At 57.5% G+C, this 24,089-nt stretch carries 19 protein-coding genes; 2 read left to right on the forward strand and 17 right to left on the reverse strand.

What is annotated here, in order from left to right; translation table 11 throughout:
* Positions 1-17: 17 nt before the first annotated feature.
* On the forward strand, positions 18-1,061 hold the full coding sequence (locus VFA76_06095) for a fumarylacetoacetate hydrolase family protein (GenBank protein HZR31405.1): 1,044 nt from the start codon (positions 18-20) through the stop codon (positions 1,059-1,061).
* Positions 1,062-1,112: 51 nt separating this feature from the next.
* Positions 1,113-2,327 (forward strand): hypothetical protein, encoded by a 1,215-nt coding sequence (locus tag VFA76_06100; protein HZR31406.1) that lies wholly within the window; start codon positions 1,113-1,115, stop codon positions 2,325-2,327.
* Here VFA76_06100 and VFA76_06105 read toward each other — a convergent pair.
* From VFA76_06105 to VFA76_06185, 17 genes are all read right to left on the reverse strand, one after another.
* Positions 2,324-3,418 carry an LLM class flavin-dependent oxidoreductase gene (locus tag VFA76_06105; protein HZR31407.1) on the reverse strand — a complete coding sequence of 365 codons (1,095 nt, stop codon included), beginning with the start codon at positions 3,416-3,418 and terminating at the stop codon, positions 2,324-2,326. The genes VFA76_06100 and VFA76_06105 overlap by 4 nt on opposite strands.
* A 31-nt stretch (positions 3,419-3,449) precedes the next feature.
* Entirely contained in the window at positions 3,450-4,370 is a 921-nt protein-coding gene (locus VFA76_06110; GenBank protein HZR31408.1) for a ketopantoate reductase family protein, read from the reverse strand.
* Positions 4,371-4,372: 2 nt separating this feature from the next.
* Positions 4,373-5,521 carry a M24 family metallopeptidase gene (locus tag VFA76_06115; GenBank protein HZR31409.1) on the reverse strand — a complete coding sequence of 383 codons (1,149 nt, stop codon included), beginning with the start codon at positions 5,519-5,521 and terminating at the stop codon, positions 4,373-4,375.
* Between the two features lie 54 nt (positions 5,522-5,575).
* Positions 5,576-6,841: a M20/M25/M40 family metallo-hydrolase gene (locus tag VFA76_06120; protein ID HZR31410.1), complete on the reverse strand. Its 1,266-nt coding sequence runs from the start codon at positions 6,839-6,841 to the stop codon at positions 5,576-5,578.
* 37 nt (positions 6,842-6,878) lie between these two features.
* A complete protein-coding gene (locus VFA76_06125) occupies positions 6,879-8,090 on the reverse strand; it encodes a Xaa-Pro peptidase family protein (GenBank protein HZR31411.1) in 1,212 nt (403 codons plus the stop codon).
* Positions 8,091-8,098: 8 nt separating this feature from the next.
* The gene (locus VFA76_06130; GenBank protein HZR31412.1) at positions 8,099-9,061 is read right to left on the reverse strand and encodes a 2-dehydropantoate 2-reductase; all 963 of its coding nucleotides are present in this window, start codon (positions 9,059-9,061) and stop codon (positions 8,099-8,101) included.
* A 71-nt stretch (positions 9,062-9,132) separates the two neighbouring features.
* The gene (locus tag VFA76_06135; GenBank protein HZR31413.1) at positions 9,133-11,610 is read right to left on the reverse strand and encodes a xanthine dehydrogenase family protein molybdopterin-binding subunit; all 2,478 of its coding nucleotides are present in this window, start codon (positions 11,608-11,610) and stop codon (positions 9,133-9,135) included.
* 31 nt (positions 11,611-11,641) lie between these two features.
* Entirely contained in the window at positions 11,642-12,082 is a 441-nt protein-coding gene (locus VFA76_06140) for a carbon monoxide dehydrogenase subunit G (protein ID HZR31414.1), read from the reverse strand.
* A 1-nt stretch (position 12,083) separates the two neighbouring features.
* A complete protein-coding gene (locus tag VFA76_06145; GenBank protein ID HZR31415.1) occupies positions 12,084-12,578 on the reverse strand; it encodes a (2Fe-2S)-binding protein in 495 nt (164 codons plus the stop codon).
* Entirely contained in the window at positions 12,565-13,458 is an 894-nt protein-coding gene (locus VFA76_06150) for a xanthine dehydrogenase family protein subunit M (protein HZR31416.1), read from the reverse strand. Before VFA76_06150 ends, VFA76_06145 begins: the two co-directional genes overlap by 14 nt.
* A gap of 101 nt (positions 13,459-13,559) precedes the next feature.
* Positions 13,560-14,054 (reverse strand): hypothetical protein, encoded by a 495-nt coding sequence (locus VFA76_06155; protein HZR31417.1) that lies wholly within the window; start codon positions 14,052-14,054, stop codon positions 13,560-13,562.
* Positions 14,051-15,106 carry a hypothetical protein gene (locus VFA76_06160; GenBank protein HZR31418.1) on the reverse strand — a complete coding sequence of 352 codons (1,056 nt, stop codon included), beginning with the start codon at positions 15,104-15,106 and terminating at the stop codon, positions 14,051-14,053. The genes VFA76_06155 and VFA76_06160 overlap by 4 nt, the downstream gene beginning before the upstream one ends.
* A gap of 159 nt (positions 15,107-15,265) precedes the next feature.
* A complete protein-coding gene (locus VFA76_06165) occupies positions 15,266-18,421 on the reverse strand; it encodes a carboxypeptidase regulatory-like domain-containing protein (GenBank protein ID HZR31419.1) in 3,156 nt (1,051 codons plus the stop codon).
* Between the two features lie 175 nt (positions 18,422-18,596).
* A complete protein-coding gene (locus tag VFA76_06170; protein ID HZR31420.1) occupies positions 18,597-20,375 on the reverse strand; it encodes a CRTAC1 family protein in 1,779 nt (592 codons plus the stop codon).
* A gap of 104 nt (positions 20,376-20,479) precedes the next feature.
* Positions 20,480-21,619 carry an MFS transporter gene (locus VFA76_06175; protein HZR31421.1) on the reverse strand — a complete coding sequence of 380 codons (1,140 nt, stop codon included), beginning with the start codon at positions 21,617-21,619 and terminating at the stop codon, positions 20,480-20,482.
* A gap of 60 nt (positions 21,620-21,679) precedes the next feature.
* The gene (locus VFA76_06180) at positions 21,680-23,347 is read right to left on the reverse strand and encodes a GMC family oxidoreductase (protein ID HZR31422.1); all 1,668 of its coding nucleotides are present in this window, start codon (positions 23,345-23,347) and stop codon (positions 21,680-21,682) included.
* 3 nt (positions 23,348-23,350) lie between these two features.
* A complete protein-coding gene (locus tag VFA76_06185; protein ID HZR31423.1) occupies positions 23,351-23,875 on the reverse strand; it encodes a gluconate 2-dehydrogenase subunit 3 family protein in 525 nt (174 codons plus the stop codon).
* Positions 23,876-24,089: the final 214 nt, after the last annotated feature.

Here is a 24,089-nt window from a genome sequence, read left to right on the forward strand (position 1 = left end):
ATCCCAAGCAGAAATTTATGCGCCTAGTGACCTTTGAAAATGAATTCCGCCAGAGCCGGATTGGCGCAGTAGGTTCGCAAGGCGAAATTGTTGATCTAAACGTCGCCCGCGCTCTGTACCTCCGAGACGTAGACGGCCAGACCGCATACGCTCGAACGGCCGATTCGATGGTCCCCCCCAACATGCGGCAGTTGTTCGAAGGCGGCGATGCGAGTCTGGAAGCTGCAGGGAAAGCATTTCAGCACGCGCTGGAAGTTAAGCAGACGAAGGAAAGGCCGCTCGGAACGAGTGATGAGCCGCTTTTTTACAAGTTTTCTGAAGTGAAGGTAAAGGCGCCGATCATCCCGAAAAAGTTCTTTCACACCGCCGGTAATTTCCGCGAACACCACGAAGAAGCGCAGCGCGCGAAATTTTCTCATCCCGTGCGGCCATGGATTGTATTTTTCCAGAATGTTGACGCCATTGTGGGCCCGGATGAGCCGGTGATCTATCCCGAGCACCTCACGCAAGAGTTGGACTACGAGCTGGAGCTGGCCGTCGTGCTAAAAAAATCCGGCAAACATTTCACGGCGGCAGAAGCCAGCGATTACATCGGCGGCTACGTGATCTTCAACGACATTACGGCGCGCGACATCCAGCGCGAGGAGATGAAGTCAGGCGTATTCAGTTTTTGCAAAGCTATAGACACCTTCTGTCCGCTCGGGCCGCACATTGTTACGGCCGACGAAATTCCCGACCCGCACAATCTGGCCATGGAGCTGCGAGTGAACGGCGAGCCGCGCCAGCGTTCGCATTCCGGCAAGATGGCTGTGAAGATTCCCGAGATTCTCGCCCACTATTCGCCCATGGGTTACAGCGCCGGCGATGTGCTTTCCACGGGAACGGTTTCGGGGGTGGCGGCGTTCAGCGGAGATCCGAAAGCCTGGTACCTCAAGCCCGGTGACGTGATGGAGTGCGAGATCGAGCGCATCGGCGTGCTGCGCAATCCAGTCATCTCCTGGAAAGAGGCTTACGGCGGCAAACCCGCGCCGGTGCTGGCGGCGCTGGAAACTGATCGCTAGACTGGAAACTGATGGGTAGAGACGTAGCCTGCTACGTCTCCTCAATATTTCATGACATCCGACGGCCTAAAAAACAAAGTTTGGGTGAGCGAAGTCAATGCCCGGCCGGAGATCCGGTCCGCCTTTCGCCGCACCCAGCCGGTTCGCTTTTATGACACTACACTGCGCGATGGCGAGCAAACCGTCGGCGTGGTGCTCTCGCCGGAACAGAAGCTCGAAATCGCGCACAAGCTGGATGAGCTGGGCGTCAGCCGCATTGAAGCGGGATTCCCTCGAGTTTCCGCGGAAGACAGTCATGCTTTCAAACTCGTGCTGGACGCTGGCCTGAAGGCCGAAGTATGGGGCTTTGCTCGCGCCACCCGCGCAGACGTTGAGGAGCTGGTGCGCCTCGGAGCTCGAGCATCTGTGATCGAGGTACCTACCAGCGACATCAAGCTCAAAGCTTATGACATTTCTCGTGAGCAAGCGGTAGCGCGAGTGACCGAAACTATCCGTTTTGCCAAGCAGAACAACATCACGGTTGCGTTCTTCGCAGTGGATGGCACTCGCACTGAGCTCACGTTTCTGAGAGAAATCTATCTGGCTGCCTGCGAAGCCGGCGCCGACGAAGTGGTACTAGTGGACACCATCGGCGCCTGCGGGCCCGAAGCCGTTGAATTCCTTACGCGGCAACTATGCGAATGGGTAGGCCCGACAATTCCGGTGCACTTTCATGGGCACAACGATTTTGGCCTGGCCACCGCGTCAGCCATCGCGGCGGTGCGCGGCGGCGCTACGTGGATCCAGGGCACGATCAATGGAATGGGCGAGCGCGCGGGCAATGCCGATATCGCCGAGATCGCGCTGGCGCTGCGCTGCCTGTACGACGTCCCCGTGGCGCTCGACTTAACGAAAGTGCGTGAGGTATCTGAAGTCGTCCGCAAGGCGGCCGGCTATGATGTGGACGCCTGGAAACCGCTGGTCGGAGAAAACCTGTTCATGCGTGAGAGCGGCGCCGTGGCCAGCCAGTTTCATATCCCCGAGGCAATCGAGCCTTACTCCGCCGATCTTGTCCGAGCCAACCGGCGAATTGTGTTGGGAAAAAAGAGCGGCTTAGACAGCATCGACTTGAAATGCCGCGAGCTGGGAGTGGAAATTCCGGCAGATGCACGAGCAACCATCCTGGCCGAAATAAAACGAAGAGCTATTGCGAAGCGTGGATTGATCAGCGATAAAGAATTCCGCGAGATCGCAGCTCAGCTCGCTCCAACGTCGCGACTCGCCTAGTCGCCTCTTCTTGCTCCCGCAGCTTTGAAATGCGGCAGCACCGCTTCGCCAAACAGCCGCGCTTGCTCTTCGCGATTTTCTCCCCAAATTTCCAGCAGGATGTGAGTGCATCCGGCGGCACGGTATTGTTCGATAGCTGCAATACATTCGTCGGGTGTGCCCGCGATGGGAGAGGTCTTACGCAGGATGTCGTCCGTGACCGCGCCTGCGGCCGCTTTGCGCCCGCCGCGCTCCATAGCGTCCGCAATCGGCTGGATTTCTTCAGAGGTCAGACCGGCATTCTGCAGGATCATGTCGGCGGAGCCGCGGATGTTCTGAACTTTGTTGGCTAAATACATGGCCGCCATCTCGCGAGCGCCCTCTTTTCCGCGCGCAGAATTGCGGTCGATGCTGCCGACCACCACCGAGCCGAGATCGAGGGCGGCAGGATCACGCCCCGCCTTGCGCGCACCTTCTTCCATGTTCGTGCGCGAGTAGCGCACAAATCCGGGCGTGGTGATGCTGGCGGTAAGCAGCCCGTCGGAGTGCGACCCGGAAAGCCGCTGCAGCACCGGACCGGTGGCGCCAACATAAATGGGGGGAACCGAACGCGGCGAATGCGCGTCGCTGCGCAAAGGCGGCAAGAATGCGGAAAAAGCCTTTCCCTGAAATTCCACGGCCTTTCCGGCGAGCGCAGCTTTGACAATCTCTATGCTCTCGCGCATCACCACCGCCGGACTTGCTTCCTTTCCCTTCTCACCCTCGCCAATTTCCTTCATGAAAATTTTCGAGGCGCCCAAGCCGAGCAGAAACCGTCCTTCGCCGGCGGCCTCCTGCATCACTCGAGCCTCCATCGCGATCTGCACCGGATGGCGCGTATAAGGCGAAATAATTCCCCAGCCGATGAGGATGCGTCGCGTCTCACGGCCAATGATGGCGGTAATGGCGGTTGAGGAACGCGCCTCCATGGAATGTTTGCGCCACCACGGGTAGGCCTCGGCCAGCCAGAACGCGTCGAAGCCGGCGCGGTCGCAGGCTTTCGCCATGCGCACCGTTTCTTCCAGCGGCTCCATGCTCAACTGCAATACACCAATGCGAAATGGAACGCTCATAAATTTCGGGTTCGTCCACGGTCGACGGTGTTTACGGCTCCGTCCACGAATGCTCCAGGCCCTTAATCAGCGCCCACATGGCGCGATTCAGCGGAGTGGGTACGCCGGTCTTTTCTCCCCAGTGCACGATAGCACCATTCATGAAGTCCACTTCTGTCTGGCGCTTCGCGATCACGTCCTGAAGCATGCTCGCCTTGTGCTTGCCGGGCGCGTTGGCGCCTTTCTTGACCAGCTCTCTCGGATCGCCGTGCAGCGCGATGCCCAACGCCTTTGCGACCGCTAATCCTTCGTCGATCAAGTCGTCGAAAAGTCGACCAGTGGATGGAAAGAATGTCGCAGCGCCATGGTGAAGTAGCGTGAGGGCGCCCACCGGATTTGTAGAAGCATTGAAGATCAACTTGGTCCATTGCGCGCCGCGGGCATCTTTGAGAGGAATAGTATTCATGCCGGATGCGGTGAGAATCGAAGCTAGCTCCTCTACTTTTTTCACGGGCGTTTTTGTGGGCTCGAACGGACCAATCCACGTGTCGCCTTTGATGTCATATCCGATGTGACCTGGAGCGATGGGATGCCCCGCGGGAAACGTTGTCCCGCGAATGACGTAGCGTACGTGTTCAGCAATAATTTCTTCGTTGCCGACGCCGTTTTGAACCGAGCAAACTGCGCTGCTCTCATCGAAGATGCGTGCCGCTTCGGATATGGCCGACCGCGTGTGCGTACTCTTGGTTGCCACAATGCCATAATCGCAGCGAGGAATTTCCGCCGCGTTGGTGGTGGCGGTGAGCCGTGCAGTGAAGTCGGCCGCGCCTGAAAGGCGCAGCCCACTTTGCTGGATGGCGCGAATGTGGTCCTGCCACACGTCGTAGGCAAAAATTTCATGCTGCCCGCCGCGAGCCAGATGGGCAGCAAACAAGCTGCCGACCGCGCCGCACCCGACAATGCAAATTTTCATGGTTATCGCGCCGCGCTGTATTCGGCTCGCGCTTCCTCGCCGCTGAAGAAGCGCCAGGGCACATCCGCCAGACACTCCCCTTCAGTCTTGCCCACCCGATAAGTGTCTTGCGTGTAGAGGCAGACCGTGCCTTCTTTGTCCACGACCTGCGGATGCAATGAAAAAATCATGTTCTCTTCCAGCGGCACCTGGCTTTTGGCGCCGATGGCGGGATGCTCGATCATCGTGGTGCCAATCGAGTGGCCCGAGAGATGGCCGAGCGCGAATCCATGCCGGGCAAAAATATCGGCCACGGCCCGATGAACGTTACTAGCCAGTTCCCCGGCTCGCATAAGCTTGCGCGCGGCTTCCAGGGCCTCGGGATAGGCGTCCGCCATTTTTTCTGTACGCGCGCTTGGCTTGCCGCCAATCAGCGCCCGTGAAAACTCCACCCAATAGCCGCCGGCGCCGGTGATCTCTAGCGAATAAAGCAGCAGATCGTCCCGCTGTACGGTGCGATGCCCCGGCACTTTGAACGATGCCTCTGCCTCACCGTGCTCACCGGAGAGCAGGATATTCATCATGCGCGGCCCAGCGCCGCGGGCAAAAAACAGTTCGACCGCCGGCGCCATGATTTCTGCCTCGGTCTTACCAGGCTTGTAAGCTTCCACCAGCGCCCAAAAACCATCGAGAATGATGTCCATTCCGTCGCGGACTTCAGCCAGTTCCTCGGCGCTCTTTACCGCGCGCGCCATGTCGAATTGAAAGTCAAATGGCACCAGTTCGAACGACGCTTGCTCAAGCTCGCGGTAGTCGCGCACAGCCATGATGAAATCGCGGCCATAAACGCCAATGCGTTTCCAATTGCTGTCCTGGGCACGCTCCCGAATCCATTGACCAGGCACATCCGGCCACACCTGCTCTTTGACCCACGGCTTGCGCTTGTCGCCGATCCAACGGGCCTCTCGCGGAAACACGAGGGTGGGATCGCCCTTGAGCGGCAGCAACACATACACGTAGCGATGGACGATTTCGAATCCGGAAACGTAGAACACCGCGCCCTCAAAACCGGCGTATTGGTTGCCGCATACAATAAGGGCGTCGAGGCCCTCAGACTTCATTCGCGACCTGATGGCAGCGTAGCGGCGCTCGATCTCTTGGCGACTTGGCAAATCTGTTTTCCTTCTGGGACTAGAGCCCGGTTTTCCCGCTAATCCGAAGACAAATTAATGTGCGCCACAGAGTTCCGCGGCAGTGAGCGCGTAAATTTTGGTGATGTCCACTAGCGTTTTGATCGCAACTTTTTCGCCTTCGGCATCTCGCGGCCCACTAGAGGGACCATAGTTTACAGTCTCAATCCCGAAGCGAGTGAGCACCGAAGCATCCGAGCACCAGAGAACAGTGTCGCGCTTCGGCGCTTTATCCATGACCCGGCGATGGTTGGCCTCGATCGCTTTCACCATGGGGTGATCGGCGGAAATGGAGGCGCCAGGAACAGAGACAAAAGTCTCGAATTCGAGGCCGTACTCAGGAAAACGCTTCTTCAGCTCGGAGAAAAGCGCTTTGGCCTCGCGCCGCGCCTCTTGCAAAGACATGTTCGGCGGTACACGCATATCAAGAAACAAGTCGGCGCGGTCGGGGGTGCGGCTCACGCGCCAGGGGTGTCCTGCCTGAATGCAACCCAGGTTCGCTACTCCCCTATGACCGCCATAGGAAGTTTTCTTCTCCCATTCGGCGCTCCACTTCACAACTGCCTGCAGCACGTCATTCATGCGACGAACCGAAGTTTGCTCCTGGCGTCCTTCGCTGAAAGCGGAGTGCACGTAAATACCTTTGGTGGAGAAGCGCACCCAGAGCGACCCGTAGTGTTCGAGCACAAGCTGCATGTCGGTGGGTTCGCCAAGAATGCACATGTCGGGCAGCACGCCGTGGTTCACCAGGTAATGCGTTCCCACCCCGTAGCCTCGGTACTGCTTGCCTGTATATTCGCCCCATTGGGCTTTCTCAATCTCGCCGACAACTGCGGCCAGCACCACGTCACCTTCGAGCCTCACGCCGGCACGCTGTAGCGCGGCCACGGCCTGGGTGTAGCAGACCAGCGCGCCCTTCATGTTGTAAATGCCGAGACCATAGATCATGCCGTTCTTCACTACCGCATTCGGCTTGTAGCCAATTCCTGTGAGGAACTGTTCCGATCCTGTATTAGACGTATCCATGTGACCGTTGAACATTAGCGATTTGGCGCGGCCGTCTCCGTCGCCTTCCCAGCGTCCAATTACATTAGCGCGGCCCTCTTCCACTTCCTGCCAAGTCACAGTGAGTCCGACTGATTCGAAGGTCCGGCGCATGTACTCGCCCATCTTGCTTTCGTCGCCGGTGGGGCTCGGGATGTTGACCACATCGCAGGCCATGGAGACGATCTGCTGCTCGTCCACCGCCGCGACGATCCGATCGGCGAGTTCGAGTGCTTGCTTTTTTTGCGGGGCAGCCATTCTTTTCAGTCGTCTCTCTCGGACTTCTTTTCGAAGCTTAAACCGCCGCAGTTGACGGCGCTCGCGTCGTAGCCGCCAGGCGAAAATCGTCTGGATACGTGCAGAGTTTTTCGTTGCCATCACCGGTGACAAAAAAATTATCTTCCAGACGCAGACCGCCGCCCTGTGGCCAATAAATGCCCGGTTCGATCGCCAGCACCATACCTTTGCGAATGGTTCCGCCGCCCGCCTGATGCGCATAAGGCGGCTCGTGCGCCCGTGTACCCACGCCGTGACAAATTGGGTGCGAAGGCTGACCGGGGTATCCGCCTTCCGCGATGCGCGCACGGACCAACCGGTCGAGTTCGGGAAAACTGGCGCCGTCACGTGAAAAACGTACCGCCTCGCTGAAAACTTTCAGCAGCAGGTCGAGCAGTTTCTGATATTCGCGGGTGAGCTCGCCCGGACAAGCATTCTTAGTAAGATCGGTCCAATAGCCGTCGGCACATACCCAAATCTCAAACAGTGTAGGTTCATTTTTCTGAATGGGACGGTCGCCGGTCGCGGTAAATGTGCGGATCCCCGGACCCGACCACACCAGCGTAAACGCGCGCGCCATCTCGACCTCGCCTTTGTAGCCGACGCCAATGCGGTGCACGAAGCTCTCATACATGCCGCCAACTTCGCTTTCTTTCATCCCCGGACGCATGTGCTCACGGGTGTAGTCCATGGCGAGCGCGGCCAGCTCATTGGCCAGGCGCATGCGCTCGATCTCCTGAGCGGTCTTAATGGCGCGGGCTTGGCTGAGCAACGGCGTGGAATCGATCACCTGACCTGAAATCTTGCGGAACGCGTCGAAATACATTTGTGTGGGAGTTGTCGGCTCGCCCACCATGCGGTCGGCACTCTGAGTCCCCATGTTCAGCTCGATCGCCACTTTGTCGGTCAGGCCGCGGTCGCGCAGGAGCTGGAGCGCAACATCGAGGGCGCGGTATTGGGGCGGGCGCGGGTCGCGCTCATCGTAGCCTTTGAATAGTCGGATGTCCTTGGTCCAGGCGTTGCGCTGCGCATCCGCAAGCTGCGGCTCAAGCGCAATCAGCGTTGGATCGCCTTCGCGTGGGAAGACCGCGGCGTCGTAGCCCTTCATGCACCAGTAGTTCGTAAGGTAAAGAACATTGTCAGGGGCGCGCACCACCAGCGCGCTCACCTCCTGCTCTTTCATGAGAGCGCGCACGCGGTCGAGCTTCAGAGTGTCAATGGGATACGGCATTTTTTATCTCAAGATAGCGCTGCTCGGCTCGAGGTTGGCCGGTTCTCTTCATTGAACGTCCAGGATGCCTCTTTCGCTTTTATCAGCCGGTACATCGCCGAGTGTAACGGTGCAGGGACTCCGGCGCGCTCGGCCTCGCGCGCAATCGCACCACTGAGAAAATCGACCTCCGTAGGCAGATGGCGGCGAATGTCGTAAAGCATCGAAGGTGGATGATTGGTCTGCGCGCCAATCTTGTTCATCTCCCAAGGATCCTCGTGCAGTTCGATTCCACGCGCCGCCGCAACTGTCTTTCCCTCTTCGATCAGCGCATGCAGCAAATGGCCGAGATCGGAAAATTGGCGCTCGGCGGCAAAGTGCGGCGAGTGCGGCAATTCGGACAGTGCCGACACCGAGTTCACCGACGCGTTGAAGATGAGCTTCGACCATTGTGCTGGGCGCGCGTCTTCCAGCGGCTCCGCTTTCAGTCCTCCGGCAACGATCAACTCAGCCGCCTCCTTCACCACGTCAAATGGCGTGCCACTCGGCTCGAATGGCCCTAGCCAGGTGGCGGTATCAAGCTCGTATTGCACATGGTTGTCGCTGTGACGCGTGCCGCTCATAAAAGTGGTGCCGCGAATTACGTATCCGCGAGTATGCTGCGCGATTATCTCTTCGCTGCCCAGGCCATTTTGCGCCGAGATGATTGCGCCTTTGTTGAATCGCTCACCCACCGGCGCGATCGCCTCAGCCGTCTGGGTCGCCTTTGTGGCGACGATTCCCAGGTCGCACTCGGGCAATTGCCTGGAATCGGTAGTCGCCTGCAGCTTCACTGAGAACTGGTGCGTCCCCGAAACTCGCAATCCGTGCTGGTTGAGAGCGCGTGCTTGTTCCTCACGCCTGACCAGCACGTGTACCTCGGCAACCTGCGCCAGATGCGCGGCGTACAGGCTGCCAATCGCGCCGCAACCGACAATGCCGACGCGCTTCATGCGATTCTCGGATACGCACCAAAATTCGTTGCCACAAAGCTACACGGATTTCACAGATCAAATAAGATACTTCATGCCCGCACTCCCCGATTCTCAACCCGAACGCCCTTCCGCGTCTTTCCCGTCGGCTGTGCCTGCATCAGCTGAAATATCCGGTCACCATTGTTGAAGGAGTCGTCGATGATGATGCCGCGCTCGAAGAGCGCGTCCTGTAGTGCCGCCGAGATGGTGTGAATCGGAGCGGCGCCACCTTCCCCCATGCCCTTCGCGCCGCTGTAGCTGTGCGGCGACGGCGTTTGAATGTCGCCAAACTTCACAGTGGGCATGTTCACCGCAGTAATGGGCGTGTAATCGCTGAAGGTGCTGGTGAGCATGTTGCCGACGTCATCGTACGCGCAAGTTTCCATGAGCGCTGCGCCGATTCCGTGTGCCGTCGCGCCGTAAACTTGGCCTTCGACAATCGGCGGATTGATCACCGTGCCGCAATCGTCCACTGCAGCGTAGTCGAGGATCCTCGGAACATAAGTGTCGGGATCGACCTCGATGACCGCTATGTGCAGTTGCGACGCGTACGTCAGCGTGAGATTGCCGTACTTCCGAACTTTATCCGGAACTTTGAACGGCGCGCGCCAGATGTAACGGCAGTTCAAGGTTACATCGTTCAATTCCTCCGGGAGGACCGCACTGTTGACGTTGACGATGTTAGACAATCCCCAATAATTGATTGCGCGCTCGGTGCCGCGTACGCGAACTTCCGGCCCTTGCGCACCAGTGCCAAACTCGAGCTCGTCTTCTTTGGCATTCAGTGCGAACGCGGCCAGGCGCTGCATTTCTTTCTTTAATTTCTGAGCCGCACCGTGCACAGCTGACAAGCCTGAAACTGCGAACTGACTGGCATATGTACCGGAAAATCCGGTGTGAACGTTGCGATCGGTGTCGAAACCGGTGCGGACTGTCACCGTCTCCGGCTGCACGCCGAGCACGTCCGCCACTACCTGTGCCGCCGTGGTTTCGTGGCCTTGTCCCTGAGGACAGGAGCCGACCGCGACAACGATTTCGCCATAAATATCAAGCTTGACGTTGGCTCCTTGCGAATTCCCTGAAAACGGCGCATGCGGATTCACGATCTGCGACTGACCAAAATTGTTGGTACCAGAATCCAGAGTGGTACCAATTCCAATCCCCATCAGGCGACCTTCCCGGCGTGCCTGCACTTGCTTTTTCTTCCAATCGTCCCAGCCGATCAACTTTTTTGCCAGCGCCAGCATCTTGGGATAGTTGCCGGAGTCGTAGATGCAGCCGTTCGGCGTGGTGTAGGGAAATTCTTCCGGACGGATGTAGTTGCGCAGGCGCATTTCATCGGGAGGAATTCCCAGCTCATGCGCACAAATGTCCACCACACGCTCCAAGAACCAGAGGTGCTGCATGCGGGAATAGCCCCGGTTGGGCCCTACAGGACATTTGTTGGTAACCGCCTGGCTGAAATCAATACGCGCGTTCTTAAATCGGTAAACTCCCGGAAACACCTGCGACCAGATCACGCAGCCCAACGGCTCGTAGCGCGGATAGGCGCCGCAGTCGTCAATGTGGCGCGAGCTGATAGCAGTGATAACGCCGTCTTTATCGAGCGCCACCCGGGTATCGCGGAAAGTCCTCTCGTTGCCGTGCGCGCTCGAAGTCATGTGCTCGGAGCGCGTCTCTACCCATTTGACCGGCCGGCCACCACATTTGCGTGAGGCCAGCGCGCACACTGCCATTTGAGTGTAGTTCGTGATCTTTATTCCAAAGCTGCCGCCGATGTCTTCTGTCTGCACTCGGATCTTGTCAATCGGAATGCCAAGGTGCGGCGAGAGAAACTGAATGGCAAAAGACGGAAACGAATTGTTGCACCAGAAATACAGGCGGTCATCTTTCGCGTCCCAGTGTGCGATCACCACGTTGTTCTCGAGCGGCGTGCTGGAGAATCGGTGGAAGTGAAGGCGGTCGATCTCAACCACGTGCGCCGCGTCGCGAAAGGCGTTCTCAACGTCTCCATATTCGAATACTCCGCGCCACACCAGGTTTGTGCCCGCAAGTTCGTGCAGAATGCTTTTATTGGTGAGCGCCTGCTCGGCATCAACCACGGCGGGGAGCGGCTCGTATTCCACTTGCACCAGTTCGGCAGCGTCTTCGGCGATCTGCGGTGATTCGGCAACAACGGCGGCCACCGGCTCACCCTGATAACGCGCTTTGCCACAAGCCATGGGGTAGTCGGCAATTTTCTGGCAGTGATCGGGCCCGATCTCGATGAATGGCTTGGTCAGCGGCTCGATGTCACTTCCGGTCAGGACGGTAACTACGCCGGGCACGGCTTCGGCAGCTGCGGTATCTATGCTCACGATGCGGGCGTGGGCATACGGCGAGCGGACAAATCGCAGCCAGCACATCTCCCGCAGCTTGATATCGTCGATGAACTTGCCTTTGCCGCGCAGCAGCCTGCCTTCCTCCTTGCGGGGGAGAGGCTGACCTACCCATTTTTTCTGGTGTCCGTTTTTGCCGTCGCTACTCATGTCCAAAGTTTCGGCCGCGATATCTCGGTCGTTATGTAAGCGCCGCCTGAAGCGAATCAATCAACCTCTGCACATTTTTGCGAGCGAGCGGCTCGAGCAGTCCGCCTGCGATTGAGGTCAGCCGGCCGAAAATCTGCGCCTCACCGCTCCACTTTACTTTGGTGCCCGTCGGTGTCGGCGAGAGATCAAATCCTGCGGTAACGCTGGCGCTGCCGCCAGCTACACTACCCTGGCCCACATATTTGGCTCGCTTTGGACGTTCCGCCTCAGCGAGATGCATCTTCACCTCGGCCGTTCCCTTGATGTAGGAGATACCGACGTTGACCTTCACGGTGAAGTGCGTCGGGTCCTGCACGGTCAAGCCCTGAAAATCGGGTAGCAGTGGCGCAAACTTATTCGGATCGGTGAGGAAGTCATACACCTCTTCCGGCTTGCGATTGACTTCGAACTCACCGCCGAACTTAATTGCCATCCTATGCTTTCCTCATCTGACGTGCCGCCGCCTTGATTGCCTTGAAAATATTCTGGTAGCCGGTGCAGCGGCAGGTATTCCCGGCAATGGCCTTGCGAATATCTTTTTCGCTGGGATCGGCATTGCCGTCGAGTAACTGATACGTAGACAGCAGCAACCCCGGCGTGCAATAGCCGCACTGCAGTCCGTAGTTTTCGCCAAAGGCCGCCTGGATGGGATGGAGGTCCCCATTCTTAGCCAGGCCCTCCACCGTGAGTACTTCGCCCTGATCCGCATGAACCGCAAACACCGTGCACGACTTAACCGCTTTACCATTCAGCAGCACAGTGCAAGCGCCGCAATAGCTGGTATCGCAGCCTACATGCGTGCCGGTCAGGTCTAACGTCTCGCGCAACAGTTCCACCAACAGCGTTCGCGGCTCGACCTCGAGCGCGTGCGGCTTCCCATTTACCTTCACGTCAATGGGAACGCGCTCAATCTTTTCAGCAGTAGGCATGAGTAATCTCGACCCGTTCGCCTCGCGCCCGGCGCGCGGCAACTTCAATGGCGCGCTTAACTAGTCCCGCCACTAACACACGCTTGTACTCGGCTGAGCCGCGCATATCTGGTTGCGGATCAGCGGCGGCCCGCGCCGCTTCTGCCGCCTGCGCGGTAGTCTGCGGCGTAATCTTCTGCCCCCGCAGCGCGCCCTCGGCCTCCTGGACGCGAATGGGCATCAGTCCGACAGCCCCGAGGACAATCGCCGCTTCGCGGCAAACGTCACCCTCCAACGTAAGTTGCACCGCCGCACTAGCGCTGGCATACACCGGGGCAGATCGTTTAAAAGCCACGTAAGCGCCGCTGCTTCCCTTAGGCGGCGATTTTACGAGCACCTCGCTGACCAACTCGTTGGGCGCGAGCGCGCTGGTGTAAGCGTCAACAAAGAATTTTGAAATCGGCAGCACACGCTCACCCTTCGGCCCGATGCAACGCACTTCTGCCGCCAACGTGAGCAATACCGGTCCCCAGTCGCCGCTGGGATCAGCCTCTGCCAGCGAGCCGCCGACGGTGCCTCGATTACGCACCTGTACATCGGCAATGCCGGCGGCGCAGTCATGCAGGATGGGAATGCGAGCGGCAATCTCGGAGTCTTCTATTTCGGCGTGGCGGGTGAGGGCGCCGATGCGCAACTGACTATCGCCATTGGTTACATACGAGAGCCCGGGGACGAAATTGAGGTCAACCAGATGCTCCGGATTGGCAAAGCGCAGCTTCATCAGCGGGATCAGGCTCTGGCCGCCGGCCAACACTTTGGCGTCCGCTCCCAATTGCGAGAGCATCGTGGCCGCCTCTTTTAGCGAACCAGCCCGGTGATAGCGGAACGCACGGGGATACATCGTTGTGCTTCGATCAGGGCCCTACCCGAGTACGAAACGGTTCTCAGGTGGGCCGATAAGCTTACCAGAGACAGGATTTGCGCGGAAACAGACCCAGGTTGTCATGCCGCGCTGGTGGGCCTTCTGGCAAAGCCGAGCGCAACCGCAGCCAGCCCAAGAGTCACGAGTGCGGTTCCGGCCACCGCCATTCCGGAGGCCACCCGACCTATGCGCGCGGTCTGCAGGATTACACCCAAGGGAAAAATAGCGGAGCCGATCGCCAAAGACGCTGCGATCCACACTCGAACCCGAGCCGGGAAAGCCACACGATCGAAAACAACACCCAGGGCAATCAGCACCATCGCGAGACCGATCCAGTGGGAGTGAACATCCACTTCGCGGACGTAATTGAATTTCGTGGCTGCGTAGGACGCAATGGCACTATGCGCGTCGCTCATGCGGCGCTCAGCCGCGCTCGTGAAAGCGGTTTGCAGCGAGCCGCCCATCGCCTCCAGCGCCTGGTGCTCAGATAAAACGGCGTATAGGAGGCCGTAGCACATGCCCCAGAGCGCCAATACCAATCCGGAGACGATCAGCAGCCTGCGGGCTCGGCTCACGACTCAGCTCCCGCGCTGGCGTCACTTCGCCCGCTATGGCGGACGACGCCGAAGAGCATTCCGATGAGCGCGCTCACCACCAGCAAGCCGCCGAAATCAGCGATACCGCCGGCCAGCAATCCAATGTGAAGTTCCAGCAAAACAAAAACCGGCAATATCACAGAACCAATCAGCAGTACGACCGCCCAGCGCCGCCGCCAGCGCTCGCTGAGAAAAATGTAAGGCTGGATAAACGAGAGCAGCATTGCCATTAATCCAAATTCGATGATGTGAGAATGCGCCGCAATATGGACCGCCTTCTGGGCTTGCAGGTGTCCGTAATCGCTCACGTCTTGGGTAGCCGCGGCCGGATTGAACTTGGCGGCATTATCCAACATGGAACTGAGAAGTGTCGCTTCCACCGCCTCGTGGCGATATAACTCAAATCCGGCATAAAAAGCTCCATCCAGAAATCCGAGCAGGATGAGCAAAGTGCCGCCGGTGAGAAGCACGCGCCCCGACCAGCTTTGATCGTTCAGCCATTCAGGTTTGGCAATCGAAGCCGCGGAGCCGCGAGACCCTAGCAGTCCAGTGAAATACCAAACTCCGGCGATGATAAGAAGCAGCCCGCCAAAATCGGCTACAACGCTCGCCCATCCGATCGCCGCAAACGGGCTGTAGCTCAGTCCAACGTAGTGGATCAGAAAAACACCGATCGGCAGCAGCACCGCGCCCGCCAGGAATATGCCCGCCAATTGTCGCTTGCGCCGTTCGCTGATCGCCAAATAGGGCTGCACCAATGCCAGCAGCAGGGCGAGATAGCCGAAGCCCGTCAGGTGGACGTGAGTGTCCACCTTCGTTCCTCGGTCTTCCAGTTCGCCGCCAAGACCCTGCAATTGCGCGCGCACTCCGGCGGAATCTTGCGCGGCCACAGCCAGTGTTGCCGCCAGTAATTTCTGGCCGGTACGGCCGGCATTCTGATGCAGAACAAAAACCGCAAAGATTTCGCCGAAGATCATGCCGGCAACGATCAGGGCGATGCCGCCGATCATCAGCAGTCGACTGGCACTCATGGCTGCGAAACCGCGCTCACCGCCGGCGAGAGGGATTGTTACTTTGAGCGTTTGCCGGTTAGCTGCCATGGCAGGTTGGGTACGCGACTTTCTATGAGCCAGCGAGCGACTCGCCCGCCCATCGGCAATTTCCACACTTCGCAGGTCAGACTATCCCGCTCAGAACGTCAACCGTACCGCGAACTGGATCTGCCGGGGATTGAAAACTGCGCGCGGCGTTCCGTAGCCCGGATTCGGCGAGCCACTGAGGAACGTGCCCGGTGTTCCCGCCGGAATAAAATCTGGCGCGCCGTACACGGTATTGAAGAAGCGAATATTGGTGTTGTTCAAAGCATTGAAGGCTTCGGCCATAGCCTGCAGGCTGGTCCGCTCCGTTACCTTAAAGGTGCGCGAGAGACGCAGGTCAACGGTCTGATAGCTGTCACCTCTGAAGGTATTCCTGGGCTCGACGCCCACACGATCGTTCAGCGGAAATCCATCGCCGTTGACGTCAAAGCCAGTGAACTTGGTGAAATAATGCGGAGACTCCAGCGTCACGATAGTCGACAGTTCAAATCCGTTCACGACCGGATTAATGTTCGTCGGTCCGGCGAGAGTCATGTTCCCTACAAAGCGATGGGCGACGTGGTCGGAGGAGAGGGCCTTTTCCTGGCCAAAGTTGCCGCTGTCTTGAGGAATAAGCACGAAGCTCGGATTCGGGCCATTGTCCAAACTCTTAGCCCATGTGTAGCTGAGGCCATAACTGACGTGGTGTCCCATACGTTTGTTGAGATTGACGAGTAAGCCATCGAACTCTGACCACCAGCGTGAATCAGCCTCGAAAAAAGTAAAGTAAGCTGGATTCGCTGCGCCAGGAATGAGAGGCACCCCGGTGGGGCACGCCGATGGCGATACTCCAGGTATCGCACAAGCAAAGAACGTATTCTTCGCACCCAGATTGCCATGCGAATCGTGTGCAAACACTTGCCCGCTAGGCGGCGGCTGATTGATGTTGAAGAAACTTCCCAAGTGCACGCCATGGGTACGCAGATAACTCACGCCGAGGATAGTGTCCTTGAAGGGTTGAAACTCGATTCCCAAGCTGCTCTGAATCCCGTAGGGCTCCTTATGATTCTGCGTGAAACGCACAATGGTGGCCGGCAGCAGAACACCCGGCGTGGCGGCGCTGTTTGGGTCGGGATAGGTGCCGCTGGCAATTAATTGGTTGAAAGCGTTCTTGAACGCACCAGGAAAGAATCCGGCATAGCCAAAAAGTTGAGAGGTAGAGTTCAGATTGTCCTCTCCGGGCCGGAATTTACCGAATGCCGCAGTGCCGCCGCAGCTCGGCTCCTGGCACATGAGCAGCGGCGAAGGAATAATTCCGTGAAAGAGTCCAAAGCCGCCGCGCACCACGACATTGCGGCTGGTTCCCAAGCTGTACGCAAACCCGACTCGGGGATCGAAATTGTTCATCGGATTGTCCAGAACCCTACTTGGCCAAGTCTCAAAGTCCCAACGCAGACCGAGGCTCAAGTTCAGGTTTTGGGTGGCCCGCCATTTGTCCTGAACAAACAGGCCGTTGTAGGTGTGGTTGAGCGTGCCTTTGGCCTGATTGCGGATATTGGAGGGATAGCCAGCCGATCGGAAAACTGCCGGATCAAAAGAAGGTTCTGTGAAATTCGGCGCCTGAAAGCGCTCCATCCAGAGAACCACTGGCGTATGGTCTTGCAGGTTAGAGCCATTGCACGGTGAGTTGGGGTTAGTGGGATCGGGAGCGATGCACACAAAAGTCGCCTCGAAGGGATAGAACAGCGGGAACGATTCAGTTGTGCGGACAAAATTAAAGTCGCCGCCGAAGCTCAGCGTGTGGCGACCGGCGATTTTGGTCGCATTGTCCACCACCTCAAACCGCGATTCATTGTAGAAGTCGGGATTGCCGCGGTTCACCCCGATAGCAAACTGGTTCGCCACCTCCATGTGCGGCTGCGCCGTCACGGTGGGGAAATCAAATGAGCGCCGCGCATACTGCATGCGCAGCTCGTTGGTCATCGTGTTAGAAAAAGTGGAGGTCAAGCTTCCCACCAACGACTGATCGCGTGAGTAGTTGTTCTTGAACCCGGAGGGCAGGTCCGACCCATCATTCAGCGGAGAGTAGTTTTGTAAGCGGCTGTCATCCAGAAAATATCTTAAATAGACGTACTGCTTCTGATTTATGGAATGGTCCAGCTTCAACAGGGCATTGTCATAGTTGGTGGTGCGGGTGACGTTAAGGTTCTCCGCGGGAAAACCAATGCTCGATTTGAAGGCGTTGATGGCGTCGAGCCGATTAAGGATGATTGAGTTGTAATAAGGGGACTCGCTGCGCCGCTGGCCCTCATAGTTCGCGAAGAAGAAAGTTTTATCCTTGATAATCGGGCCGCCAAAGGTGGCGCCGAACTGGTTTTGCCGCAGCTTATTCAGAAAACGACAACCACCCGAACTGAGAACGCCAGGGGTGCGACAGCTGGACGGGTCCTGTGAGGCGAGGAGGCTTTTCGCATCCAGAGCATCGTTGCGAAAGTACTCATACACCGACCCGTGAAACTGGTTGGTCCCGCTCTTGGTGATTATGTTAACGATGCCGCCTACTGCGCGGCCGAATTCCGTGCTGTAATCGCTGTTGATCACACGGAATTCGCGAACTGCTTCTTGCGAAGGCGTGTATTTCTGCACTCCTGACGCCGTGGAGATATTGTCCGCCCCATCAATGGCGACAAAGTTGTAGTGAATGTTCTGACCCGCGAAGGAAAGCTTGGTGACCGGCTCAATGATGACGTCAGTGCTGCCCGAGGTCGTGTCCCCTATAGTGACGCCCGGTGCGAGCAAAGCAAAATCGATGAATTGACGGCCGTTGACGGGAAGGTTCTCGATCTTCTGCTCATCAATGACCGAACTGATCATGGTTCGCGTGGGCTCAGCAGCAACCCCCACGTCCTCTACCTTGACTTCTTCCGTCACCTTGCCAATAGCCAGGTTGAAGTCCAGGGCTGCAGTCTGCCCGATATCAAGGCTCACTTTCTTTCCCAGAGATTGAAAGCCAGACTTGCCTGCAGTTACCACGTAATCGCCCACTGGCAGCAACCCTATCTGATAGTCGCCGGTTGGGCTGGTAGTTGCACTGCGCGAGATCCTGGTTGCGGTGTTGACGGCGGTGACGTTGGCATCGGGAACGACCGCGCCGGTGCTGTCAAATACTCGACCTTGCACCGTCACCGTGACTTGGGATTGAAGCGGAGGAGCAAACAGGGCTGCGAAGGCCAGGAAGAGAGCAAAGCCGGCCGCAAGGCTACGTTTCATTTTTCACCTCAGCACAACTTACGATCGCGACAGCGTGGAGGAGAGCGATAGATTCGCTGCTTGGTGGTACTGGAAAAGACGTAGTGCTGTCAAGCACATTCGCATAGTCGGTCTAAGTTGCAGTGACGATTTGTTCTGGCGCTGAAAAGCTGCGGTCCTCTGCGCCAAACAATTGTTATTTTCGCCTTGCTGCTGGTTGTGCGCTCCCGCTGCCTTCTTCAATGGTGATGTAACGATCAATCGGCAGAGCCGTGAATCGCTCGACCAGTCCGCTGGGCTGCGGCCACTTGACCTCCACCCAATCGAGTTTCGGACGCTGGCCGATACCCAGCACCATACGCGGATCATGAGAAGCCAGGTAGCTCCCACCACCAGCCTTGAATTGATGGCGCTTTAGATCTCCTGCCTGCCAGGTCACGAGCGCTCCTACAGCGTCGCGGTTTGCCTTTTTTCCTACCAGACGAATTCCCAGCCAGTGGCTCCCTTTGGCGGCGACATTACGTAGAAGCAAGGGGGCGCCGTCGTTAACAGCAACCAACACGTCCACCGCGCCGTCGTTGTCGAAGTCTCCAATGGCCATACCACGTGCCGCGAAGCGCTCGTTGAAAATCGGGCCTGCCTGCGCACTTACATTCTTGAACGTTCGCCTGGACCCGGCACCGCTGTTCCAGTAGAGCAGCATCGGCTCAGAATACTTGACGGTATTGTCGCGAGTTTCAACTTTGTCGTCAGGGTGGCCATTCGCCAGAAAAAGGTCCGGGTTCCCGTCGTTGTCGAAGTCGAAAAACTTCAACCCCCACCCGCTCATCAGCAATGTCGTTTTGCCAATATCATTCCCGATGGATTCGTCGTCGAAAGTCTGGTCATGGTTGTTGTGGTAGAGGGAGTACATCTCCCGATCAACGTTGGAGACGAAAAGATCCGGCCAACCATCGCCATCGTAGTCAGCCGCGTCAACCCCCATTCCGGAACGCGGATTGCCCTCGGCGCTGTAAGCGACGCCGGCTTCAACTCCGATTTCCGTGAATTTTCCATTTCCCTGGTTTGCGAAAAGAAAATTCTGTACCGTATCGTTGGCGACGAAAAGGTCAAGAAATCCGTCGTTGTTAATGTCCGAAGCGACTACTCCCCACGCTTTTCCCAAGGACTGGGCTATCCCAGATTCGCGGCTCACGTCGGTAAACGTCCCGTCTCCATTGTTGTGAAACAGCCAGCTGGGCATAGGATCGTAAACTCGGGGAACGCAGTAGTAGCGTTCTTTGGTTGCCGTGTTGCCGCAGAACTTGTTCTTCGATTTATCGAAATCCACGAATCGGCAGACGAAGAGATCAAGTTTTCCATCATTGTCATAATCGAACCAAACGGCGCTGGACGCCCACCCGGGCGCGCTTACCCCGGCTTTCTCAGTCACATCTGTGAAGGTTCCGTTCCCGTTATTGTGGTAAAGAATGCTGCGGCCGTACTGGGTTACATACAGATCCGGAAATCCATCGCCATCGTAATCGCCAACTGCAACGCCCATCCCATAGCCGCCGCCGGCAACACCCGCCTTCTCCGTAACCTCCGTAAACGAGCCGTCGCGATTATTTCGATAGAGGGCATTACGAAGTGGCGGCTGGGGATCGTAAAAATCACATTTCCCACTATTCACCAGATAGATGTCCATCCAGCCGTCATTGTCGTAATCAATAAAGGCGCAGCCTGCCCCCGTGGTTTCTGGAAGATAGTATTGAGGAGACCTGCCATTCACGTGTCGCCACGTGATTCCACTGGCCGCCGGCGGGACTACGACAAAATAAGGTCCCGGCCCCGGTTGCGTCCCGGGCGCAACCGCGAACCGGTTTGCGCCAAAGCCGCCGGAAAATAGGTCCCTGCCAGCCAAACATGCCAGCCCGAATGTTTTAAGAAAATGACGTCTGGGGAAGAAAAGGGAGTCGGCCTGATCTCTGCGCAAACCCAGTACCTCAAGACTTGGGAGTTTGCTTGATTTTCGCACATTTGGCGACCGCGCATGGCGGGCAACGTCCCGGGGACGGGATGCCGAATACTGCTGAACCGCTAGCGCGTGGCTGCCAATAGAATGGGCGATGCCATCATGAGCGCGGCTGATCCCACGGGAATCAGCACTCCACGTGAAACGCCGCGACGGTCAGCGACGAATCCCACAGCGGGCGGAATCACAATCGCTCCCAGCCAGCCCCCAGTCGTGACCAGGCTAATAGCCGTTCCAACCATCGAAGGGAAGTACCTTCCCGCCAGCCCCAAGGCTGTGGGAAAGATAGGCGCCATAAACCAGCCCGCCGCCAACGCAGAGGCCACAATCAACACTCGCTTGCGAGCGCGGAACATTGCTGCCAGGAAGACAACCGAGCCGGCCGCGCTTATCAGTAATAACCGCTCCGGCCCGAAGACCCCAAGTGTCCACTGCGTCGCCCATCGTCCAGCGATCATGGCCAGGGCGAAAGCGGAAATTATTCTTGACGCTGATTTTTGGTCGTAGCCGCGGTCCGTCGTTAGCAAAGTAACCGTCCAACTCCAGACTGAAAATTCAGTACCCACATACATGAAAATTAAGAAAACAAGCAACAGCAATCGTGGCTCGGTGACCAGGCCGCCGGCACGAGCCAGAGGGAAGCTTTGTGCCGCGATCGCAGGGAACGAAAGACCCAAATGCAGCAACAGGACCGCGCCGGCCAAAACACCTGAAGCTTTAAGCACTCCCGAGAATCCGTAGCGCTTGAGGACGGGTATCACAATAAAGGGAGCTACGAAAGCGCCAACTCCGAAGAAGAGGTTCAATAGGTTGGCAGCAACCTCGCGCTGGCTGGTGTTGACCAGCGACATGGTGGTGTTCTCGCCCGCGACCACCATCGCTCCTCCCAGCCCCAAAACGAATGCCAAGGCATACAGCAGCCTGGAGGAATTAATCATCCCCAGTCCCCAAAATGCGATCGCGACCAACAGGAGGCCGAGGCATACCACTAATTTTGTGCCCAGGAAATCCATGGTTAAGCCAGACGGTACTGAGGCAACGATCAGGCCAATGGAAACTGCCATGAAGAAACTGCCTGCCTGGGTTTTGTCCAGCTTGAGCTTCTCCATCAGGTTCGGCAGCACAATCCCCAGCATGGCGTTGAGGTAGCCGTATATAAAAATTCCCAACCACGCTGCCACGATTAGTGAGTGAGAGCCGCTCATCTACCTTCCTCCACGGCACAGAAACGCTGCGTTAAATTTCTCGTCAATGCTAAGTCGCGATTAAGAGCGCTTGCCGCTACGCCAAGCGCCACCGCTCCACTGCTTCTTGATGTATTCGGAGGCCCAAAACGCCAGCGCCTGAATGGTCAGCGAAGGATTAAATCCGGCGTCGGTCACGAGGACGCTGCCATCAGTTACAAAGAGGTTGTCCACGTCATGGCTCTGGCAGTAGCGGCTGACGACCGAAGTCTTAGCGTCGTTGCCCATACGGCAAGTGCCGTTCTGGTGGTCGCCCACGCCACCTTTCCCGTTTCTGCCACGCCAGGTCTTTATTGCGCCTGCTTCTTTCAGCAGCAGTTCCTCTTTGTCCATGACGAAGTCAGCAATGTCATAGTCAACCTTCATCAATGAATGCGTGATACGAGCGACCGGCATTCCCCATGCGTCGCGCACCTTCGGGTCGAGGTCCACGTAGTTTTTTTCCTGCGGCATCGCCTGGCAGTTGCTGCCCAGGTGAATGTAACGACGAAAATACTTTCGCTGAAATTCTTTGTGAGCTTTGCCCCACATAGGTTCGCCAGGCGGCCGATTATCGGCGAATTCAATAGGGAGGGTGCAGTAGTAGTTGTAGATGTAGCCGCCACCGGGAATCCCGGGTGCGTGCGAGTGGTTCCAATCATTGAACGCAATGGACGGGCCGGGGCCGCGGCCATGAGGAATTTCTCGTTCAAAAAGACCAAAGGCGTCAGCGCCGGTGTGATCGTTGAGATTGCGCCCCACTTGTCCCGAAGAATTTCCCAACCCGCTAGAATGAAACTTGCTACCGGAGTTAAGAAGCAGCCTCGCGGACTCAGTCGCCGAGCAAGCTACTATAACTAGGTCGGCATTCTGTTGATGCCCTTTTTTCTGGGCGTCAAAATACTCAACCCCATTCGGCCGCCCCTTGGCGTCGGTTGTGATTCGAGTTACGAAACTGTTGGCGCGTAGTTCACATTTCCCCGTCTTAATCGCCCGCGGCAGCATGGTGATCTGGGTTCCTGATTTCGCGCCCACTTCGCACGCATGAGCCAGACACCACGGGCATTGCACGCACGCGCTTCGACCGTGGTATGCCTCGGTCAGAATGGCAAACGGCGGCGGGAATGGATGCCATCCGATCCGTTTTCCGGCATCGCGGAGGATTTCGCCTTGCGGGTTAATAGGCAGCGGACCAACGGGATAAGGCTTTTTTCGCGGCTCGGCGAAGGGGTCGGCGCCAGCTAGTCCGGAAACTCCGAGCTCGTACTCTGCTTTTTCATAGTACGGCTCAAGGTCGTCGTAGCTGATCGGCCAATCCTCTAACGTGGTGCCTGGAATCGCTCCGTAGGTTGACTTCATGCGGAAGTCTTCACGTTTGAAGCGCCATGCCGCCGCCCCATACGCGAGCGTCCCCCCGCCCACAGCCGCTGCGGTCTTGCCGTAATGCTCATCAACTCCCGGATAGACGATCTGGGCAGGCTCCCGGTCTGTAAATCGAAAAGTCCTGGGATTGGGGTGCACGCTTGGCCCGTATGCCGGCGGAACTGAATACTGCGAGTTCAGCTCATCGTGATTGAAATCAGCCAGGCTATATTTTTTACCGCGCTCGAACACCACCACCGACAATCCTGCCTCGGCAAGTTCCTTGGCGACGATGCCGCCGCCGGCTCCCGATCCCACAACCACAACGTCAACCTTGGAGTTCGGCATGTTCTAGCCTTCGAATCCAATCATCTTCCAGCTGGCTCCGTCACGATTGCCGCCGTGTTCAGGATCGCCGTAGTAGCCTTCCATGGTGTGTTCCAAAATCAGCGCAAAGAACTGCCGCCCGGCATTGCCCGCCGCCTGGCCTGATTCCAGATCTTTGAGAAACGTAGTCTGCTGCGCCGATGTAAGAGAAGCAAATTTGGCGCCGAGCTGTTTTTGGCTGACCTCGTCTATCGTGCGCAAGCCTCTCTCGTAATGGTCTCTGTAAAATTTCCCGAATGGACCGGCGAGGACTCCATCGATGTAAAAGACAACGCCAGCGCCTTTGCCGCCTGGAAAGTCGTCGCTGGGTACGATCTGCTCTGCGATGGCCTCAACCAACGCTGCCTGTGGAGGAGTGAAGACTTTGCAGCCGCGGGCGAGGGTACCCTCTGTGGTGAGCGCTTCCGAGACCGTCCATGAGGTCAATGCAACCGTTCCACCGGCTGCGATGGACTTCAGAAAATGTCGGCGATCAATTTCGTGCGACACTCATTCCTCCAAAGACTGCACAGCCGGCGCGTACCCGGTTGTGCGGCCCAGCGTACATTCGTCAATTGCGGAGTAACAGCGTCCGCATGTATACCACAAATTCTCCAAAACGGTTAGGTAAGATCCGCAATTCTGTATAGCGCTCCCATTGTTCACACTTCCCGCGCTTACGCGTGCATTTAAGGCGCGAAACGAGCCTCATCATCGGATGGAA

The organism is Terriglobales bacterium (genome assembly GCA_035651655.1).
Classification (GTDB): Bacteria; Acidobacteriota; Terriglobia; order Terriglobales; family Acidobacteriaceae; genus DASRFG01.

Bases quoted from the DNA above. Each gene is read 5' to 3' on its own strand.
- VFA76_06095 (HZR31405.1), top strand. From the start codon at position 18: ATGCGCCTAGTGACCTTTGAAAATGAATTCCGCCAGAGCCGGATTGGC.
- VFA76_06100 (HZR31406.1), top strand. From the start codon at position 1,113: ATGACATCCGACGGCCTAAAAAACAAAGTTTGGGTGAGCGAAGTCAAT.
- VFA76_06105 (HZR31407.1), bottom strand. From the start codon at position 3,418: ATGAGCGTTCCATTTCGCATTGGTGTATTGCAGTTGAGCATGGAGCCG.
- VFA76_06110 (HZR31408.1), bottom strand. From the start codon at position 4,370: ATGAAAATTTGCATTGTCGGGTGCGGCGCGGTCGGCAGCTTGTTTGCT.
- VFA76_06120 (HZR31410.1), bottom strand. From the start codon at position 6,841: ATGGCTGCCCCGCAAAAAAAGCAAGCACTCGAACTCGCCGATCGGATC.
- VFA76_06125 (HZR31411.1), bottom strand. From the start codon at position 8,090: ATGCCGTATCCCATTGACACTCTGAAGCTCGACCGCGTGCGCGCTCTC.
- VFA76_06130 (HZR31412.1), bottom strand. From the start codon at position 9,061: ATGAAGCGCGTCGGCATTGTCGGTTGCGGCGCGATTGGCAGCCTGTAC.
- VFA76_06135 (HZR31413.1), bottom strand. From the start codon at position 11,610: ATGAGTAGCGACGGCAAAAACGGACACCAGAAAAAATGGGTAGGTCAG.
- VFA76_06140 (HZR31414.1), bottom strand. From the start codon at position 12,082: ATGGCAATTAAGTTCGGCGGTGAGTTCGAAGTCAATCGCAAGCCGGAA.
- VFA76_06145 (HZR31415.1), bottom strand. From the start codon at position 12,578: ATGCCTACTGCTGAAAAGATTGAGCGCGTTCCCATTGACGTGAAGGTA.
- VFA76_06150 (HZR31416.1), bottom strand. From the start codon at position 13,458: ATGTATCCCCGTGCGTTCCGCTATCACCGGGCTGGTTCGCTAAAAGAG.
- VFA76_06160 (HZR31418.1), bottom strand. From the start codon at position 15,106: ATGAGTGCCAGTCGACTGCTGATGATCGGCGGCATCGCCCTGATCGTT.
- VFA76_06165 (HZR31419.1), bottom strand. From the start codon at position 18,421: ATGAAACGTAGCCTTGCGGCCGGCTTTGCTCTCTTCCTGGCCTTCGCA.
- VFA76_06175 (HZR31421.1), bottom strand. From the start codon at position 21,619: ATGAGCGGCTCTCACTCACTAATCGTGGCAGCGTGGTTGGGAATTTTT.
- VFA76_06180 (HZR31422.1), bottom strand. From the start codon at position 23,347: ATGCCGAACTCCAAGGTTGACGTTGTGGTTGTGGGATCGGGAGCCGGC.